Raw genomic sequence first — 17,956 nt, forward strand, 5'->3', positions numbered from 1 at the left:
TGTAGTGAAAAATTTGACGTACGCCACAAAAAAAAGCACCGCGAGGGTGCTTTTTTAGCATTTAGTGCGACCGCAAGTCTTACTGTTGCAGTTCTTGTTCTGTGAACAAATCTGCGAACAAAGCGGTGCTCAAATAGCGTTCACCCGAGGAGGGGAGAATAACCACAATCTCCTTGTCAGTAAAGCCAGCTTCTTCAGAAAGCTTCACGGCAGCAGCAACGGCGGCACCGGAAGAAATACCGGCCAGAATGCCTTCTTCTTCCATCAGTCTGCGCGCCATGGCGATAGCTTCCTCGTTGGTAACCAGTGCAACACGGTCGATTAAGGATAAATCTAGGTTTCCTGGAATAAAACCGGCGCCGATGCCTTGGATTTTGTGTGGGCCAGGTTTGATTTCCTGACCGGCCAGCGCTTGGGTAATCACTGGGGAATCCGTTGGTTCTACCGCTACCGTGGTGATGGCTTTGCCTTTGGTTTTTTTGATATAGCGGCTAACGCCGGTCAAAGTACCGCCGGTGCCCACGCCAGCAATAAATACGTCTACGCCGCCGTCGGTATCTTCCCAGATTTCCGGGCCGGTAGTTTTTTCATGGATTTCAGGGTTTGCGGGATTATCGAACTGTTGCAGAATCAGATAACGCTGCGGGTCGGTAGCCTGAATCTCTTCAGCCTTGGCAATCGCCCCTTTCATACCTTTTGCACCCTCGGTCAGGACCAAGTTGGCACCTAGCGCTTTCAGCAGTTTACGGCGTTCAATGCTCATGGTTTCAGGCATGGTTAGCGTCAGTTTGTAACCACGAGCGGCGGCAACGAATGCTAGTGCCACACCGGTGTTACCGCTGGTTGGTTCAACGAGTTCGATACCCGGCTTAAGAACGCCACGTTTTTCCGCGTCCCAAATCATGTTCGCCCCGATGCGGCATTTGACGCTAAAACTTGGGTTGCGCGATTCGACTTTCGCCAGAATACGCCCGTTGCCGATACGGTTCAGTCTAACCAACGGCGTATGGCCGATTGTTAAAGAATTGTCTTCATATATCTTGCTCATAGCCCGTCCTTTAACTCTATGAAAATGTAGGAAACGTTCAAAGCATACGCTAACAGGTCGGCTATGGAAGTAAAGAATTGGTATATCTATATGTGATTAGGAAATAAGTTTTTCCATCAATAAAAAGGGCGTGAGAACCACGCCCTGACTGGCTTTAGCGAGTAGGCTGAACAAACTGGTGCCGGTAACGATCTACCCACATAGCGGTGGCTCCACACACGGCAACGGGCATAATCACCAGATTCAAAAATGGAATCATCGTGAATACACTTACCAACGCGCCAAACTGCAAATTATCGACTTTATTCTGCCGTAGGGCGCTGCGCATGTTCTGAAAGCTCACTTTATGATTATCAAAAGGATAATCACAGTACTGGATTGACAGCATCCAGGCGCTGAAGAGGAACCATAGCACCGGCGCAGCCGTCTGGCCTATGCCAGGCACCAAATACAGTAACAACAGGACTAAGGCTCGGGGCAGGTAATACATTAGCTTGCGCCACTCTCGCGACATAATGCGTGGAATATCTTTAACGATACCGAGAATTCCAGTGTCTGGCAGCGGTTTTCCGGTTAGCTCGCCCTCTAATTGCTCAGCGAGTAAGCCGTTGAACGGTGCCGCAATAAAGTTGGCTACCGTGCTGAACAAATAGCTGAATACTAAGAGCACTGAAATAACCATCACTGGCCACAATAGATAGCTGAGCCATTGTAGCCAGTCCGGCACGTAGCTCATTAACTGTGGCACCCAAACGCTAATTCGGTTAAATAGCCACCAAAAAGCGCCGCCCATCAGTAAAATGTTGACCAATAGTGGCAAAATAACGAAGCGTCTGATGCCTGGGCGAGTCATTAACCGCCAGCCTTCCACAAAATAGCGAAACCCGCTGGTGGTTTTTGTGTCTTTTTGCACGAGTGACATGCCTTCCATTTCTCTGTAACTGAATCGTCCAGCCTATCATATTGCTATCAATTCTCACTGCCTAGTGCCATATTGGTTAATAAACGAACGAAATAGCTAGCATAATCATCTTTCTTAACAGAAAATCGAGCACGGACTTGCACTTGTGAACGTTGAGAAATAGAGTTAAAGGGTGAATGTTTGCCGCGGTGGCAATGTATTGGAACAACAGAGATAGTAATGATGCAGGATTTGCGTCTGATATTAATCGTTGTTGGCGCGATCGCCATAATAGCGTTGTTATTGCATGGTTTATGGACCAGCCGTAAAGAACGCTCTTCCCTATTTCGCGATCGCCCAGTTAAACGTCCGAAACAAGAACGTGATGAAACCCCGATCGAGACCTTCGATGAAGGGGTTGGAGAAGTGCGGGTGCGGGCTTCTCATCTACAGGATAAGCCTTCGTTGAGTCATGTTGATGACAACGATGAGGTGCCTATCATTCAACATACTGAGCCTAAACCGGCTTCGGTAAAGGTAGCGCCTCGTCAAGCGCCGGCAGCCCCCGTGCAGCCAGAGTATGACGATCCGTTGCTGGGCGGATTTTCGCCTGAACAACCACCGCATGCCACATCGGGTGATCCGCTGTTGGGTTCGGCGACTGAATCTTATTCAGCCCCGGAACCAGCGCAAGAACCACCGCGCATGGCGCCACAGCACGTTGAGCCTAAGCAGGCTGAACCGCAGCACGAACCTGTAGCTGCATCCGCTTCGGAAGTTAAGCAAGTTGCGAAACTGAAAGAAACGGTACTGGTTCTGCATGTTTCAGCCCACCACGGTGGTTCTATTGGCGGCGAAGTGCTGTTGCAGAGCGTATTGCAGGCTGGTTTCCAGTTTGGCGAAATGGGCATTTTCCATCGTCATCTCAGCCCAGCTGGCAGTGGCCCAGTTCTGTTCAGTTTGGCGAACATGGTCAAACCGGGATCTTTCGATCCTGACACCATGTCTGATTTTTCAACGCCAGGCGTCTCAATGTTTATGATGGTGCCGTCTTATGGCGATGCGAATCAAAACTTTAAGTTGATGCTGCAATCGGCTCAGCGTATTGCCGATGACGTCGGTGGTGTGGTGCTGGACGATGAGCGCCGTATGATGACTCCGCAGAAGCTGGAGACCTATAAGGCCCGTATCCGTGAAGTGCTGGATGCGACCGCCGAATAGTGCGCTTAGATAGCGAAACGAATTAACCCGAACCCCCGCATGCCGGGGGTTTTTTATCTTTGATGGTGGGCTATGGAATCGATAATCCAACAACTTAATCAACTGCGAGCCTCACTGCGCCATCACGAACATCAATATCATGTGCTGGATGCGCCAGAAATTCCCGATGCAGAATATGACCGTCTGATGGGCGAACTGCGGGAGTTGGAAGCGCAACACCCCAAATTGATTACCGCAGATTCGCCGACCCAGCGTGTCGGTGCCGCACCTCTGGATGCCTTCGACCAGGTACGCCACGAAGTCCCTATGCTGTCTTTGGATAACGTATTTGATGAAGAAAGTTATCTGGCTTTCAATAAACGGGTTCATGACAGACTGAAAACGGCAGAGCCGTTGACCTTTTGCTGCGAGCTAAAATTAGACGGTCTGGCGGTCAGTCTGCTGTATGAGGACGGTGAGTTAGTTCGCGCCGCCACCCGTGGTGATGGTACGACCGGTGAGAATATTACCGCCAACGTTCGCACTATTCACGCGATTCCCCTGCGTTTGCACGGTGATAATATTCCGCGTCGCGTGGAAGTCCGTGGCGAAGTCTTTATGCCACAGGCGGGTTTTGAACAATTGAACGAAGAGGCGCGACGTAAAGGTGGAAAAATTTTTGCCAATCCGCGTAACGCCGCCGCCGGTTCTTTACGGCAGCTCGATCCGCGAATAACGGCCAAACGGCCATTAACCTTTTTCTGTTATGGCGTCGGTTTGATGGACGGCGGCGAACTGCCCCGCAGCCATTTTGCACGCTTGCAGCAGTTTAAAGCCTGGGGGTTGCCGGTCAGCGATCGCGTCAAACTTTGTACCGGTGCTGAACAGGTTATCGATTTTTATCATCAGGTTGAGCAAGATCGTGCCAATCTGGGGTTTGATATCGATGGCGTGGTGATCAAGGTTGACTCACTGGATTTACAGGAACAGCTGGGCTTTGTTGCCAGAGCACCACGCTGGGCAACCGCATTTAAATTCCCGGCGCAGGAACAAGTCACTCTGGTCCGCGAAGTGGAGTTTCAGGTTGGTCGCACCGGTGCTATTACGCCGGTAGCTCGCCTGGAGCCGGTGCCGGTGGCGGGGGTGATTGTTAGCAATGCGACTTTGCATAATGCCGATGAGATTGAGCGTCTGGGGCTGCGTATTGGCGATACCGTTATTGTGCGTCGCGCTGGTGATGTTATTCCGCAGATAGTTGGCGTGGTGCTGGATAAACGCCCAGCCAATGCGCGGGAGGTGATATTCCCCGATCGTTGCCCGATATGTGGCTCTGATGTCGAACGCGTTGAAGGTGAGGCCGTGGCGCGTTGCACCGGCGGTTTGTTCTGCGCCGCACAGCGTAAAGAGGCGCTGAAGCATTTTGTTTCTCGTCGCGCGTTGGATGTAGACGGCATGGGCGATAAAATTATCGAACAATTGGTGGAGAAAGAATATGTCACTAATCCCGCCGATTTGTTTACGCTGACGGCCGGAAAACTGACCGGTTTGGATCGTATGGGGCCGAAATCGGCACAGAACCTAGTCGCCGCCTTGGAAAAAGCCAAAGAAACTACCTTTGCCCGTTTCCTATATGCGTTAGGAATTCGTGAGGTTGGCGAAGCAACCGCGGCCAATCTGGCCGCTCACTTCCGCACGTTGGATAATCTGCGTGCAGCGGATGTTGAAGCGTTGAAGGCCGTACCGGACGTGGGTGAAGTCGTCGCTAAACACGTGCTGAATTTCCTGTCGGAAGAACATAACCAGCAGGTTATCTCTCAGCTTGAACACGTGGTGCGCTGGCCGGAGCCGCAGCGGATTGTTGCAGAAGAAATTGACAGTCCTTTTGCCGGCAAAACCGTGGTATTGACCGGTTCTCTGAATATTCTTTCCAGAGATGAAGCTAAGGATCGCCTCACCGCGTTGGGTGCGAAAGTCAGCGGCAGCGTGTCGAAGAAAACCGACTTGGTGATCGCCGGTGAAGCCGCGGGCTCAAAGCTGGCAAAAGCGCAGGAATTGGGCATTAAAGTGATCGATGAGGCTGAGATGATCCGTTTGCTGGGCGAATCAGAATAAACCTGAAACCCGCCGCTGCTGGCGGCGGGTTTGGCCTGAATGGCTGAGAGGTGTGGAGTAGGGCGTGGAAAAAGAAAACCTGATTGAATTAGCCAATACCCGCATGCCTTTTGGTAAATACAAAGGGCGGGTTTTGATCGATTTACCGGAAGAATATCTGCTGTGGTTTGCCCGGAAAGGAGAGTTTCCTCAGGGTAAACTGGGCATGCTGATGGAGCTCACGATGACGATCAAAATGGAAGGGCTAGAAGGCCTGGTTAAACCTCTTAAGAAAGACTGATATGCCATGATGGCGACACTGTTTGGGTTTCAGTGCTCGCCATCATTGATTCATCTGTCTTATCCAACTCATTAAAATATAAACGTTAATTTTACTCTTCCCCGTAGGGCGATTGACCCCGTCTCCAGCCGTTGCACTGCTGTCGGCGTTGTCTGATTGCTGCGTTTTTGCCGCTTCTTTAGCCTGAATTCGGGTGATTTCGGCCTGTAATGTTTTAATTTGATTCTGAATCAGCTGTTGCTGGTTTTGCTTTTCATCGGCGCTGAGATCCGCATCTTTAATGGTATTGAGCTTTTCCGTTAACGTCCGAATTTGCTGAGTTAGCGCTTTTGCCTGTGAGGCATTGCCGTTATTGCTGGAACTGGCAACGGCAGAGGTGGATGCGGCTGAGATAGGGTTCGACATTTTTAAGAGCGATGGAATAATGCTTATCGACGATAGGGGGCTGTCTTTAACGGCTGACGCGGCTTTTATACAATTATTTCACTTACTGAATGCTGGCATATCACTCGGTATTACTGGGTTATGTTTGAGACCAGAGAATTGAGAGTGCAGAAAGGCAGCTAGATGATCGCGGGGAAAATCTAATAAAGCTGCCGATTGGAAGCGCAATAAAACCAGCCATAAGCTGGTTTATGCGTAAACGCGGGATAATACGGCAGACGGTCAAATTCAGCCTTAAACATAAACGTTAATCTGATTGCCAGCGCGATTTTTCCCCTCGCCATCGCCATCGCCGACGCGGGCTTTGCTGACGTTATCTACTGCGGTCAGGGCGGGTTTGTTACTCTGTGCATGGGTTTTTTTGATGGCGAGCATGTCGTCCTTACCCTTTTCTGCCTCTTTGGCCTGAATGCGGGCGATTTCTGCATAGAGGGCTTTGATCTGGTTGGTAATCAGCTGCTGTTGTTTTTGTATTTCCTCTTTCGATAAGCCGGAGTCTTTTAGCTCGGACAATTTCTCCGTCAGATCCTGTATTTGTTGGCGTAGTGCTTTGACCTGAGATTGGGCATCGCTACCGTTACTTGACGCCTTGTTATTTTGGGCTGTTTGCGGTACTGGAGCTGCTGTAGTAATAGTATTTGACATCCTTTTCTCCTAATAACCATGTGGGTATCTAAGAGATTTATCGGCATAACTAGCTAATTCTTTAGCCAGTTGCGGATATTCATGTCGTTCGAGACTGGCCGTTATAGACCAAATGCAGCTTAGGCCAGAGGTTCAGCCAACCTTTATCGGCTACTCTTTGATGAAAGGTCGCCAGATCGCCGTTTTTATCATTGAAAGTAATCGTTGAGGTAAACAAAGCCTGTAAACCCAGAGGCGCAATCAAAGTGAGGCTATCATTCGCTTCCAGCCGCACTCCGATAGCGGTTTCGACCTCGACCCAATAGCTGATAGCGTCCGCGGTGTTCAAATAAGGGGAACGATTGCTGCGTAAGTGCATGCGCGCCTGATTTTTTACCGACCACGGCAGAGGAGATTGCATCAGAAGCCGCGCTTCTAACTCTTTATCACGCTGTGGGTCAATGTTATCGCGGTCAAAGTAGACCAGATCGATATCATTCAGTGCTGTGGAGTTGGCATAACCCTGCAGCCGATCCCATACCAGATTACGCACAAAACCGGCAGCCAGACACCATTGGCTTAATCCTAATTGACGAGCATGATGCAGGGCATCCATGCGTTGGCTATCGGACTGTATCCACTCAATAATTTGCTGTTGCTGAGGCATAGAAATCCAAACTGATTTATCTGATGAATAAGCGAGAAATAGCATACCAGCCCGAAAGGGCGAATAGGTAGCGACCGGAACAGTTATTTTTTGAATAGCAGAAAGCAAAAAACCGGCCATAGGCCGGTCTTTTAAATGGTGGTGGAGCTAGACGGGATCGAACCGTCGACCTCTTGCATGCCATGCAAGCGCTCTCCCAGCTGAGCTATAGCCCCACAAATGTGGTGTAGTACTGGAATTCATACTGAAAATTATTTGAACCGCCAATCAACCTTAATTGCATTCAATTAAGCGAAGTTTGGTGGAGCTAGACGGGATCGAACCGTCGACCTCTTGCATGCCATGCAAGCGCTCTCCCAGCTGAGCTATAGCCCCAATGTACACATAATAAATCGTGTGAACGGGGCGCATGATATGAAACCGTAGAAACAGTGTCAACGGCTAATTCCATTTCTGTGTTTAAGCGCTGAAAAAGCCGCCAAATCAGCATCAAAAGCGCAAAATAATGGATGACGTATCACAGCTTTCACTTTTATAAAGATGAAAAAAAGCGGCCAATGTAGGCCGCTTTGAGACTGAAAAAACACCATTCTTACTGTTGCGCTTCGCGTTCAGCGATAAATGCCAGCGCTTTATCGATACGAGATAGCGAACGTGACTGACCGATAGCATAAACGGTGACGTCCATGCCAGGGGACTGACCCGCACCAGTAACGGCTACACGCAGTGGCATACCGACTTTGCCCATGCCTACGCCGAGGTCGTCTGCCGTGCTCTGAATCGCCTGATGAACGTTTTCTGCTGTCCAATCGGTAATGGCAGCCAGTTTGGCGCGTACCGCTTCCAATGGTTGACGAGCAACCGGACGCAGGTGTTTTTTAGCCGCATCCGCATCGAACTCTTCAAAATCTTCATAGAAGTAACGGCTGGATTCGGCCATTTCTTTCAGTGTCTTACAGCGTTCACCCAGCAATTTAACGATTTCAACCAACTCAGGGCCGTTGCGGGTATCAAAACCTTGCTGTTCAATATGCCAAGCCAGATGGACTGCCACCTGCTCCGGCGGCAGAGTATTAATGTAATGATGGTTCAGCCATTGTAGTTTTTCCGTATTGAAGGCGCTGGCGGACTTACTAATAGCATCCAGTGTGAAGAGCTCTTTCATTTCTTCAACAGAGAAGATTTCCTGATCGCCATGAGACCAGCCCAAGCGAACCAGATAGTTCAGCAAGGCTTCTGGCAGATAACCATCATCGCGGTACTGCATCACGCCCACTGCGCCGTGGCGTTTGGACAATTTTTTACCGTCGTCGCCCAGAATCATGGAAACGTGAGCATAAACTGGAACCGGAGCACCTAGCGCTTTCAGAATGTTGATCTGGCGTGGTGTATTGTTGATATGGTCTTCGCCTCGGATAACGTGGGTGATTTCCATATCCCAGTCATCAATAACAACGCAGAAGTTATAGGTAGGCGAACCATCGGTACGACGAATGATTAGATCATCCAGTTCCTGGTTGCTGAATTCAATTGGCCCGCGGATTTTGTCATCAAAGATAACGGAACCTTCCTGCGGGTTACGGAAACGCACCACGCATGGCTCATCGGCGCTGTGGGTGCATTGATTGTCGCGGCAGTGACCGTCGTAGCGAGGTTTCTCGCCGTTAGCCATTTGGGTTTCACGCAGTTCGTCCAGACGCTCTCTAGAGCAGTAACAGCGGTAGGCGGTACCGTTTTCCAGCATTTGATCGATAACCGCGTTATAGCGGTCAAAGCGTTTGGTCTGGAAGTATGGGCCTTCATCCCAATCCAGATTCAACCAATTCATCCCGTCCATAATGGCGTCAATGGCTTCCTGAGTAGAGCGTTCCAGATCGGTGTCTTCTATACGCAATACAAATTCACCACCTAAATGACGGGTGAATAACCAGGAATACAAGGCGGTACGTGCGCCACCTACGTGGAGGTAGCCGGTAGGGCTGGGTGCAAAACGGGTTTTGATTTTCATTGGGATCAAGTGCCTTATTACGCTACGCCTGTCGGCAGAGGCCGACGATTGCTCGGAATTTGAAAAAAGTAGGCCACATTCTATCACTCTGCCCCAATTCCTCAACGCCGTTCCGGAGTAGACTGATAGTATTCGTGGTGTTTATGGCTAAAGAAACGCCAGCATTGGTGATAAATATCGCATCCTGTTTAAAATTGCGGCGAACGATTGTTTTCGTTCTAAAAAGCGTTGACTCACTTCGAACTATCCCTATAATGCGACTCCAACAACACGGCGGGGCGATTAGCTCAGTTGGTAGAGCATCTCCTTTACACGGAGGGGGTCATCAGTTCGAATCTGGTATCGCCCACCACTCATCAATCATTTAGTTGTTCAGCAGTACCGTTGTAAGTAAGAAGTGGGCGATTAGCTCAGTTGGTAGAGCATCTCCTTTACACGGAGGGGGTCATCAGTTCGAATCTGGTATCGCCCACCAAACTCGACGTGTTGGCAGTAAGAAGTAGAATGAGATAGATGAGGGCGATTAGCTCAGTTGGTAGAGCATCTCCTTTACACGGAGGGGGTCATCAGTTCGAATCTGGTATCGCCCACCACTTCTTAAGACTTCGGGTCGTTAGCTCAGTTGGTAGAGCAGTTGACTTTTAATCAATTGGTCGCAGGTTCGAATCCCGCACGACCCACCATTTCCTTCCCGTATCAGTAAGCTCCCCAAAGAAAAAACAATCACAGACTGCACGATCCGTGTGGGTGAGATCCTGCGTTCAGGTTCGAGCCGAGCGAAGCGAGACAGCAACGCGAACGCGTTGACCCGAAGGGCGAGGCCAGCGGCCGAGTCATCCCGCACGACCCACCATTTCCTTCCCGTATCAGTAAGCTCCCCGAAGAAAAAACAATCACAGACTGCACGATCCGTGTGGGTGAGATCCTGCGTTCAGGTTCGAGCCGAGCGAAGCACGCACCATTCCCTATTGTCATTTTAGTTCCGTTAAATTTCCCTAAAATCACAGTTTTCAGTCATAGCGCTTTTGCCTACGCCCACTTATCGCGCTTCACATCCTCTAAATAGCTTGCTGAAAAAACCTCGTTTATGTGGGTAACCGGTTATTTTCATGCGTATAAAGCCAGTAGAGAGGCTGACGCAGCGCAGGTTAATGACGAATGCGGAAGTCAGCCGAGCGTTCCCATAAGGCGCAGAGAGCAGTAAGGGCGCTTAATTCAATTTAGGGGAATGCCGTGGCGTAGGATGTTGCGGTTTCTGGGAAGCTGATAAGATTGCAGGGGGAAAACATGCGTGCCATGTTGCTGATGGCTGAAAGGCTGAAGAAACGGTGGCATAAAAAAAGGCGCCGTAGCGCCTTTTTCATCAACCGACTTAGATTAAAGTACCAGACCCGCAATCGAGGCGGACAGCACGCTAACCAGCGTTGAGCCGTACAGCAGTTTCAAACCGAAGCGTGAAACCACGTTGCCCTGATGCTCATTCAGCCCTTTAATCGCACCGGCAACAATACCGATGGATGAAAAGTTAGCGAAAGAAACCAGGAATACGGACAGGATACCGACGCTGCGCGGAGACAGTTCGGAAGCTACTTTCTGTAAGTCCATCATTGCAACAAATTCGTTAGAAACCAATTTGGTTGCCATGATACTACCGACCTGTAGCGCTTCATGAGTTGGGACGCCCATGACCCAGGCAAATGGGAAGAAGACATAACCCAGAATACCTTGGAAGCTAATGCCAAATGCGAAGGTGAACAGGGCGTTCACTGCGGCGATCAGCGCGATAAAACCAATCAGCATAGCGGCAACGATAATCGCAACCTTGAAACCGGCGAGGATGTATTCACCCAGCATTTCAAAGAAGCTTTGGCCTTCATGCAGTGTACCCAGTTGCAGCTCTTCTTCTTCTCCCACTTTGTATGGGTTAATCAGCGATAGCACAATAAAGGTACTGAACATGTTGAGTACCAGCGCGGCGACAACAAATTTAGCGTCCAGCATCGACATATAAGCACCGACGATCGACATGGAAACCGTCGACATCGCGGTGGCAGCCATGGTGTACATGCGTTTTTCAGACATTTTGCCTAAAATGTCTTTATAGGCGATGAAGTTTTCTGATTGACCAAGGATCAGTGAGCTGACGGCGTTGAACGATTCCAGCTTACCCATGCCGTTCACTTTAGAAAGCAGGGTACCGATCAGACGAATAACCACTGGCAACACTTTGATATGTTGCAAAATACCGATCAGCGCAGAAATGAAGACGATAGGGCAAAGCACTCTCAGGAAGAAGAAGGCCAGGCCTTTGTCACCCATATTGCCGAAAACAAAATCGGTACCGGTCGCTGCGAATCCGAGTAATTTGTCGAAGAAGGCGGCGAATCCTTTCACAAAACCCAGGCCCACTTCCGAATGAAGGAAGAAGTATGCCAATAGCACTTCAATAACCAATAACTGAATGACAAACCGAATGCGGATGCTCTTGCGGTCTTTACAAATTAGCAGAGCCAAAATGGCCACGACGACCAAGGCCAACGCAAACTGCAGAATATGGGACATGTGTGCTCCAAACTTGAGGCAGGCTAGATTTCGGAGGTCATTTTATGTAACGCCTACATTAAAAACGAGACATAGATTGCAAATATAAAAAGTCACCTGAATATTTGCAATTAAATTAATAGGTTTCGTCACAAAACGACGCATGTTAATAATTTTCTTTATTCGTAGCATGGTTGTGCAAATTTGTTGAGAATCCTTGAGCAAAAAGCCGCAGGATTTAGTGAATACAAGCACAGATTTCCAGAAAGTAAAACCCAGCTATTGAAACAGCGATCTGAGTGGGTGGTGATTCAGAGAGATTGGCTATCAGAGAGATAAGTTTTACCAATGCAAATGCGCTTGATAATTATTATCATCTAGATAGTATGAGATAGACATAATTTCTCTAAGGGCAAACTGATATGATGAATAGCCGCGCAGCCGCCTCAGAGGGTCGTGCCTCCCGGAAGGTCAAGCTTTCCTTGATGGGGCCTGCATTTATCGCGGCCATCGGTTACATCGATCCCGGTAACTTTGCTACCAATATTCAGGCCGGAGCCTCATTCGGTTACACCCTGCTTTGGGTCGTGGTGTGGGCCAATGTTATGGCAATGCTGATCCAACTCCTCTCCGCAAAACTCGGCATTGCTACCGGTAAAAATCTGGCGGAACATATTCGAGATCGTTTTCCGCGTCCTGCTGTCTGGGCTTATTGGATTCAGGCAGAAATTATCGCTATGGCAACCGATTTGGCCGAATTTATTGGGGCGGCTATAGGATTTAAATTATTGCTTGGCGTGACGCTCTTGGAAGGCGCCATACTCACCGGTATTGCCACTTTCCTCATTCTCATGCTACAAAATCGCGGACAAAAACCTTTGGAGCTGGTCATTGGTGGTCTGCTGGTGTTTGTCGCGGCTGCTTATATTGTCGAACTGGTCTTTTCCCAACCCGAAGTTAGCGCCTTGGCGAAGGGAATGCTGATTCCCGATTTACCAAACGGCGATGCGGTATTTTTAGCCGCTGGAGTACTGGGGGCGACGATTATGCCACACGTCATTTATCTTCATTCCTCCCTAACGCAAACCGGGGGAAAGGAATCAAAAGCCGATCGTTATGCTTCGACCAAACTAGACGTAGCTACCGCCATGACTATTGCTGGCTTCGTGAATTTAGCTATGATGGCAACGGCGGCAGCCGCTTTTCATTTTAACGGTTATGGCAGTATCGCTGAAATTGAACAGGCTTATGTCACGCTGCAACCTTTATTAGGGCAAGGCGCGGCGACAATCTTCGGTCTGAGTCTGGTTGCCGCCGGATTATCGTCTACCGTAGTTGGCACTCTGGCGGGACAGGTAGTGATGCAAGGCTTTGTCCGTTTCTATATTCCGATTTGGGTACGCCGCTGTATCACTATGTTGCCATCATTCGTGGTAATTATGATGGGAATGGATGCAACCCGAATATTAGTGATGAGTCAGGTTTTGCTGAGTTTTGGCATTGCGTTGGCGCTGGTGCCACTGCTGTCCTTTACGGGCAATAGGGAATTAATGGGAGAAATGGTTAATTCCCGTTTGGTCCAAAACATTGGGAAACTGATCGTCGTGGTTGTAGTGGGGCTAAATCTATACTTACTCATTAGTCTGGCTTAATAAAATTCGGATAACCGGCGGATTGTTAGTGAATTCCGCCGGCACCGTTGTTAATCATCGTGGTCGTGATGAGGGTGGCGACCATGATGTTTGTTCTGTTGTTTCTTATACTTTTTATATGCGTGCTTATCGTATTTCCAATAGCGCCCATCGTGGTAATAATAGTTTTTCTTCCACCAGTCCTTATCTCGCCAGCGATGGCCGTCCCAGTAATGGCCGCGTCGGCTGCGCTCACCTATATCCTGCCCCTGATGCCCTTGCCACCATTGGCGATCGCGCCAGTCATAACCATCCCAGTAGTTCCCACTTCTGTCCTGTTCGCCGATCTGTAAAGAGACTCCGGGAAGCAGATTGATACTGACGGCCTGCGCCTGCTGCGCCAGAGGTAATGTAGCTAGCACGACAATCAGCAATAGGGGTTTTAACACGATGATTTCCTTCTTTATCTGACGGCAGCGATTAAAACTGAGCCGACAGTGAGTCACGCAATATTAAGATATTAATAAAATAGATAGAATCTAGCGTTCAGATAAAGATGGAAAATAACACTTTAGGAATTATCTGCCTGTTCATAATAATCATAATAAAGAGAAGGAGGGCAGGTAATTTGCCCTCTGGTGATGTGTAAACTGGGAAAGCGATTACATCAGGATGGATTCTATACGGGCTATTTCTTCAGCGCTAAAGTTGGTATTAGTCAGAGCCGCTACCGCATCCTCAATTTGTGCCGTTTTACTGGCGCCAATCAGCGCGGAGGTCACTTTGCCCTCACGCAGCACCCAAGCCACCGCCATTTGCGATAATTTTTGCCCTCGAGCCGCTGCTAGAACGTTGAGTTGGCGTACTTTTACCAGTTTTTCCTCAGTTATTTGCTCCGGATTAAGGAATTTACTGCCACTGGCGGCGCGGGAATCCTGAGGAATGCCGTTGAGATAACGATCTGTTAGCAGCCCGCCTGCCAGCGGTGAAAAGGCGATGGAGCCGACGCCAAATTCTGTCAGCACATCCTGCAAACCGCCCTCGATCCAGCGCTCGAACATAGAATATTTTGGCTGATGAATCAGGCAAGGCGTACCAAGGGATTGCAGAATAGTCAAAGCCTGCTGCGCCTGTTCTACGGGGTAGTTGGATAGCCCGATATACAGCGCCTTACCCTGACGTACCAGCAAATCCAGCGCTTTCATTGTTTCCTCTAAAGGTGTCTGCGGATCGGGCCGATGGTGGTAGAAAATATCCACGTAGTCTAACCCCATACGTCGTAAGCTCTGATTCAGGCTGGCTATCAGATACTTCTTCGAACCCCAGTCGCCATATGGGCCAGGCCACATGGTGTAACCAGCTTTAGAGGAAATAATCAGCTCATCACGGTAAGGCTGCAGGTCTTGCTGCAAGATTCGGCCAAAATTCTCTTCGGCTGAACCTGGCGGCGGCCCGTAATTATTAGCCAAATCGAAATGGGTAATCCCGTGATCGAAGGCGCAGTGAATCATATTTCGGCTGTTTTCAAACCGTGTTGCATTGCCGAAGTTATGCCATAAGCCAAGAGAGATAGCCGATAGTTTTAAACCGCTGTGACCACAGCGTCGATATTCCATGTCTTGATAGCGGGTAGGGTTAGCCTGATAAACCATGACAATCCTTAAGAGGAATAGGGCAGATAAATTAGTGTATGCGTTTTCACTAATCGGGTTCGCTAGCGGGATCACAAGGCTCACAAAGTCACGAAATATTTACAGTTCAGTATCGCTATTAACTTTGACGCATTAGATAAATTTAATTATTGGTTAATACTTTGCGTGTTTACTTTTTTATATGTTGGTTATATTCATAAGGATCACGCACGCTATGAAAAGTCATGTTTATAAAGTTGCCGATTATTTACTGGATCGTTTGGCACAAATGGGTATTAAGCACCTGTTTGGCGTGCCGGGGGATTACAATCTCCAGTTTTTGGACCATGTAATCGCCCACCCTCAGATCACATGGGTGGGATGTGCGAATGAGCTAAATGCAGCCTATGCCGCCGATGGTTATGCTCGTACACAGCCTGCCGCCGCGTTACTCACTACCATGGGAGTGGGTGAATTAAGCGCTATCAACGGTGTTGCGGGGAGTTTTGCTGAGTATCTGCCGGTTATTCATATTGTTGGAGCGATGACGCTACATTCCCAACGGAAAAAGGATCTTATGCATCATTCACTCGGGGATGGGGATTTCAACCATTTCTCTCGGATGGCTGCAGAAATCAGCTGTGCTCAGGCTTTTATTACGCAAGAAAACGCTGCTACTGAAATTGACCGAGTGCTGGTAGCGGCATTATTTCACCGTAAACCTGTTTATTTACTGATGCCAGCGGATGTTGTAGAAGCTCCATTGCATGCTTACCCAAATGACTTGGAACTTCAGTCTCCGTTACTATCGCCGGCGTCATTACATGCTTTTACTCTTGCTGCCAGAGAGTTATTAACCTCAGCTCATCAGGTCTCCGTGCTGGCAGATTTTTTGGTAGATCGCTTTGGTGCGACTGAAGTTTTAAGGGGATGGTTGAGTCAAACTCATTTGACCTGTTCGACATTGTTAATGGGAAAAGGTGTGATAGATGAGTCGCGTGCAGAATTTATGGGGACCTACAGTGGTGCTTCGAGCGAAATTGTGGTGAGGCAGGCGATTGAAAATGCTGATGTGTTGATAATGTTAGGGGTATGGTTTGTTGATACCATTACCTGCGGATTTAGCCAGCAAATTCCGATGGAAAAACGCATTGATATTCAACCTTTTGAAGCAAGAGTTGGTTCACAGATATTTAGCCAAATTCCAATGGTGGTAGCGATAGCTGCATTAGAAGAAATCACACTCGATTTACAGCGCAATTGGAGTCAGCCTGATTTCGTTCCTTTACCGTTACAACCATCATCATCAGGACTATTGGATCAGCAAAGCTTTTGGCATCAAATTCAGGGGTTTTTACGGTCGGAAGATGTCGTTATCTGCGATGTAGGAAGCTCTTCTTTTGGTGCTGCATCCCTCCGTCTCCCCAAGAATGTTACCTTCATCGTCCAACCAATGTGGAGTTCTATTGGCTACAGTTTGCCAGCAGCCTATGGCGTGCAAACCGGCAGTCCGCAGCGTCGAGTCATTTTAATCATTGGGGACGGTGCCGCTCAGTTAAGCATTCAGGAACTGGGGTCAATGCTGCGGGATGGGTTAAAACCCATTATTCTCTTATTGAATAACAATGGCTACACGGTAGAAAGAGCTATTCACGGCGAAAATCAACCCTATAACGATATATCTGCATGGAATTGGACTCAGTTACCGCAGGCGTTTGGGGCGGGTAACGAAGTCATATCCCTGAAAGTGAGTAAACCTGAGCAATTACAAAAAGCATTGCAATTAGCCGATCAAAACTCGCAGCTGGTATTTATCGAAGTTATTCTACCGCAGATGGATATACCGCCACTGCTGAGAAAAGTTACGGAAGCTCTCCGAAACAGAAACGCCTCAACCTGATATCAATGGTGATTGGTCGCCTGTAAGCTGTTCTAACAACCATAAACCGGCTGGTCCCGGCGGTTTTTTTTTCGACCACACCGCATCCAGAGAAATCATTTTTGGCCAGCCAACCGCAGAGAGTTCAACCAATTGATTACGGCTGAATTGTTTCACCATCCAACGTGGCAGGATTGCCCAGCCAAAGCCCTGTTCCGCCATTTCTAACAGCATCAAATAGCTTGGTGCAGACCAAACCGGCCCTTGAGCAGTGTTTTTATCTGTTTGTGTATAGGTGTTCAGCCGCAGTTGCCGCACGGTGGCCAGTTGTTCAGGTTGGATTTGTTGGCACTGAGCTAGCGGATGATTCCGTTGGGCAAACAGCGCCATACCGGACTGTTCTGGCAGAGGGCTGACGCCAATATCTGGCGGGTAGTCTTTTTGGACTTCAACCATCCCTAAATGAGCGCGACCATCCTGCAGTAACCCAATAACATCATCGGCCTCAGCAATCATGCATTCGAATTCAATATCAGGATAGCGCAGCTCAAAACGTTGCATTAGGGCTTCGTGGTGAGTGGGCTGATAAATATCCGAGAGTACAAAACTAAGACGAGGCTCTATTTTATCTGCCAAACGAATAGAAAGATAATCTAAACGCTCGCTGGCTGCCAGAATCTCCTGAACCTGCGCTAGCACGCGACGTCCGTGAGCAGTGAGCACCGGCTGGCGCGCCTGCCGATCGAACAAGACTAACCCTAAATCTGCTTCCAGATTGGCAATTGCAGTGCTGATGGTGGACTGACTTTTACGCAATTTACGAGCTGCAGCAGAAAAAGATCCCTGAGATGCGGCTTCGACGAATGCAATTAACGCTTCCGGTGAGTAGTGCATTATCTATCTACTTAATCGATGGCTTCTATTTTTAATCTATCCCAAAAAACGATGATAATCACTCGGTAGTTTTTAATTCATCAAAAAAAACAGGTC

15 protein-coding genes, 6 tRNA genes and 1 other RNA gene are annotated in these 17,956 nt (G+C 48.7%); 10 read left to right on the forward strand and 12 right to left on the reverse strand.

The window, feature by feature from the left end:
- Nucleotides 1-79 precede the first annotated feature (79 nt).
- Nucleotides 80-1,048: a cysteine synthase A gene (gene cysK / locus AD970_RS03365; RefSeq protein WP_049596930.1), complete on the reverse strand. Its 969-nt coding sequence runs from the start codon at nucleotides 1,046-1,048 to the stop codon at nucleotides 80-82.
- A 154-nt stretch (nucleotides 1,049-1,202) separates the two neighbouring features.
- Nucleotides 1,203-1,970 (reverse strand): sulfate transporter CysZ, encoded by a 768-nt coding sequence (gene cysZ / locus AD970_RS03370; RefSeq protein ID WP_049596931.1) that lies wholly within the window; start codon nucleotides 1,968-1,970, stop codon nucleotides 1,203-1,205.
- Nucleotides 1,971-2,189: 219 nt separating this feature from the next.
- On the opposite strand from cysZ, the gene zipA reads away from it, so the two are divergent.
- The 3 genes from zipA to AD970_RS03385 all read left to right on the forward strand — a co-directional run bounded on the left by zipA (nucleotide 2,190) and on the right by AD970_RS03385 (nucleotide 5,541).
- Entirely contained in the window at nucleotides 2,190-3,170 is a 981-nt protein-coding gene (zipA, locus tag AD970_RS03375) for a cell division protein ZipA (RefSeq protein ID WP_049596932.1), read from the forward strand.
- Nucleotides 3,171-3,242: 72 nt separating this feature from the next.
- A complete protein-coding gene (ligA, locus tag AD970_RS03380; RefSeq protein WP_049596933.1) occupies nucleotides 3,243-5,261 on the forward strand; it encodes an NAD-dependent DNA ligase LigA in 2,019 nt (672 codons plus the stop codon).
- 64 nt (nucleotides 5,262-5,325) lie between these two features.
- Nucleotides 5,326-5,541 (forward strand): DUF3820 family protein, encoded by a 216-nt coding sequence (locus tag AD970_RS03385; protein WP_049596934.1) that lies wholly within the window; start codon nucleotides 5,326-5,328, stop codon nucleotides 5,539-5,541.
- Between the two features lie 42 nt (nucleotides 5,542-5,583).
- On the opposite strand, the gene AD970_RS03390 is transcribed toward AD970_RS03385, so the two are convergent.
- The 6 genes from AD970_RS03390 to gltX all read right to left on the reverse strand — a co-directional run bounded on the left by AD970_RS03390 (nucleotide 5,584) and on the right by gltX (nucleotide 9,284).
- Nucleotides 5,584-5,946, reverse strand: coding sequence for a FlxA-like family protein (locus tag AD970_RS03390; RefSeq protein ID WP_049596935.1), 363 nt, complete (start codon nucleotides 5,944-5,946; stop codon nucleotides 5,584-5,586).
- Between the two features lie 273 nt (nucleotides 5,947-6,219).
- Nucleotides 6,220-6,630 carry a FlxA-like family protein gene (locus tag AD970_RS03395; RefSeq protein ID WP_053215257.1) on the reverse strand — a complete coding sequence of 137 codons (411 nt, stop codon included), beginning with the start codon at nucleotides 6,628-6,630 and terminating at the stop codon, nucleotides 6,220-6,222.
- A gap of 79 nt (nucleotides 6,631-6,709) precedes the next feature.
- Nucleotides 6,710-7,276, reverse strand: a complete 567-nt coding sequence (locus AD970_RS03400; RefSeq protein WP_049597174.1) for a nucleotidyltransferase family protein — start codon at nucleotides 7,274-7,276, stop codon at nucleotides 6,710-6,712.
- A gap of 139 nt (nucleotides 7,277-7,415) precedes the next feature.
- Nucleotides 7,416-7,491: transfer RNA gene (locus tag AD970_RS03405), tRNA-Ala, on the reverse strand.
- Nucleotides 7,492-7,575: 84 nt separating this feature from the next.
- Nucleotides 7,576-7,651: transfer RNA gene (locus AD970_RS03410), tRNA-Ala, on the reverse strand.
- A gap of 217 nt (nucleotides 7,652-7,868) precedes the next feature.
- Nucleotides 7,869-9,284 carry a glutamate--tRNA ligase gene (gene gltX / locus AD970_RS03415; RefSeq protein ID WP_049596936.1) on the reverse strand — a complete coding sequence of 472 codons (1,416 nt, stop codon included), beginning with the start codon at nucleotides 9,282-9,284 and terminating at the stop codon, nucleotides 7,869-7,871.
- Between the two features lie 276 nt (nucleotides 9,285-9,560).
- On the opposite strand from gltX, the gene AD970_RS03420 reads away from it, so the two are divergent.
- The 5 genes from AD970_RS03420 to AD970_RS18470 all read left to right on the forward strand — a co-directional run bounded on the left by AD970_RS03420 (nucleotide 9,561) and on the right by AD970_RS18470 (nucleotide 10,137).
- Nucleotides 9,561-9,636 (forward strand) — tRNA-Val (locus AD970_RS03420).
- Between the two features lie 47 nt (nucleotides 9,637-9,683).
- Nucleotides 9,684-9,759, forward strand: a tRNA-Val gene (locus AD970_RS03425).
- A 42-nt stretch (nucleotides 9,760-9,801) separates the two neighbouring features.
- Nucleotides 9,802-9,877, forward strand: a tRNA-Val gene (locus AD970_RS03430).
- Between the two features lie 14 nt (nucleotides 9,878-9,891).
- Nucleotides 9,892-9,967: transfer RNA gene (locus tag AD970_RS03435), tRNA-Lys, on the forward strand.
- Between the two features lie 44 nt (nucleotides 9,968-10,011).
- Nucleotides 10,012-10,137, forward strand: a non-coding RNA gene (locus tag AD970_RS18470) — RtT sRNA.
- Between the two features lie 524 nt (nucleotides 10,138-10,661).
- On the opposite strand, the gene AD970_RS03440 is transcribed toward AD970_RS18470, so the two are convergent.
- Nucleotides 10,662-11,846, reverse strand: coding sequence for a NupC/NupG family nucleoside CNT transporter (locus AD970_RS03440; protein ID WP_049596937.1), 1,185 nt, complete (start codon nucleotides 11,844-11,846; stop codon nucleotides 10,662-10,664).
- 401 nt (nucleotides 11,847-12,247) lie between these two features.
- Between AD970_RS03440 and AD970_RS03445 the strand changes: the two genes are divergently transcribed.
- On the forward strand, nucleotides 12,248-13,477 hold the full coding sequence (locus tag AD970_RS03445; protein WP_049596938.1) for an Nramp family divalent metal transporter: 1,230 nt from the start codon (nucleotides 12,248-12,250) through the stop codon (nucleotides 13,475-13,477).
- Nucleotides 13,478-13,527: 50 nt separating this feature from the next.
- Here AD970_RS03445 and AD970_RS03450 read toward each other — a convergent pair whose 3' ends face one another.
- Together AD970_RS03450 and mgrA are read right to left on the reverse strand one after the other, a co-directional pair.
- A complete protein-coding gene (locus tag AD970_RS03450; protein WP_049596939.1) occupies nucleotides 13,528-13,905 on the reverse strand; it encodes a DUF2502 domain-containing protein in 378 nt (125 codons plus the stop codon).
- Nucleotides 13,906-14,118: 213 nt separating this feature from the next.
- On the reverse strand, nucleotides 14,119-15,108 hold the full coding sequence (mgrA, locus tag AD970_RS03455; protein ID WP_049596940.1) for an L-glyceraldehyde 3-phosphate reductase: 990 nt from the start codon (nucleotides 15,106-15,108) through the stop codon (nucleotides 14,119-14,121).
- A gap of 214 nt (nucleotides 15,109-15,322) precedes the next feature.
- On the opposite strand from mgrA, the gene AD970_RS03460 reads away from it, so the two are divergent.
- The gene (locus AD970_RS03460) at nucleotides 15,323-16,987 is read left to right on the forward strand and encodes an alpha-keto acid decarboxylase family protein (RefSeq protein WP_049596941.1); all 1,665 of its coding nucleotides are present in this window, start codon (nucleotides 15,323-15,325) and stop codon (nucleotides 16,985-16,987) included.
- Here AD970_RS03460 and AD970_RS03465 read toward each other — a convergent pair.
- Nucleotides 16,979-17,860 carry a LysR family transcriptional regulator gene (locus AD970_RS03465; RefSeq protein WP_049596942.1) on the reverse strand — a complete coding sequence of 294 codons (882 nt, stop codon included), beginning with the start codon at nucleotides 17,858-17,860 and terminating at the stop codon, nucleotides 16,979-16,981. The two genes, AD970_RS03460 and AD970_RS03465, sit on opposite strands and share 9 nt — an antisense overlap.
- Between the last annotated feature and the right edge of the window lie 96 nt (nucleotides 17,861-17,956).

The organism is Yersinia nurmii (genome assembly GCF_001112925.1).
Taxonomy (GTDB): domain Bacteria; phylum Pseudomonadota; class Gammaproteobacteria; order Enterobacterales; family Enterobacteriaceae; genus Yersinia; species Yersinia nurmii.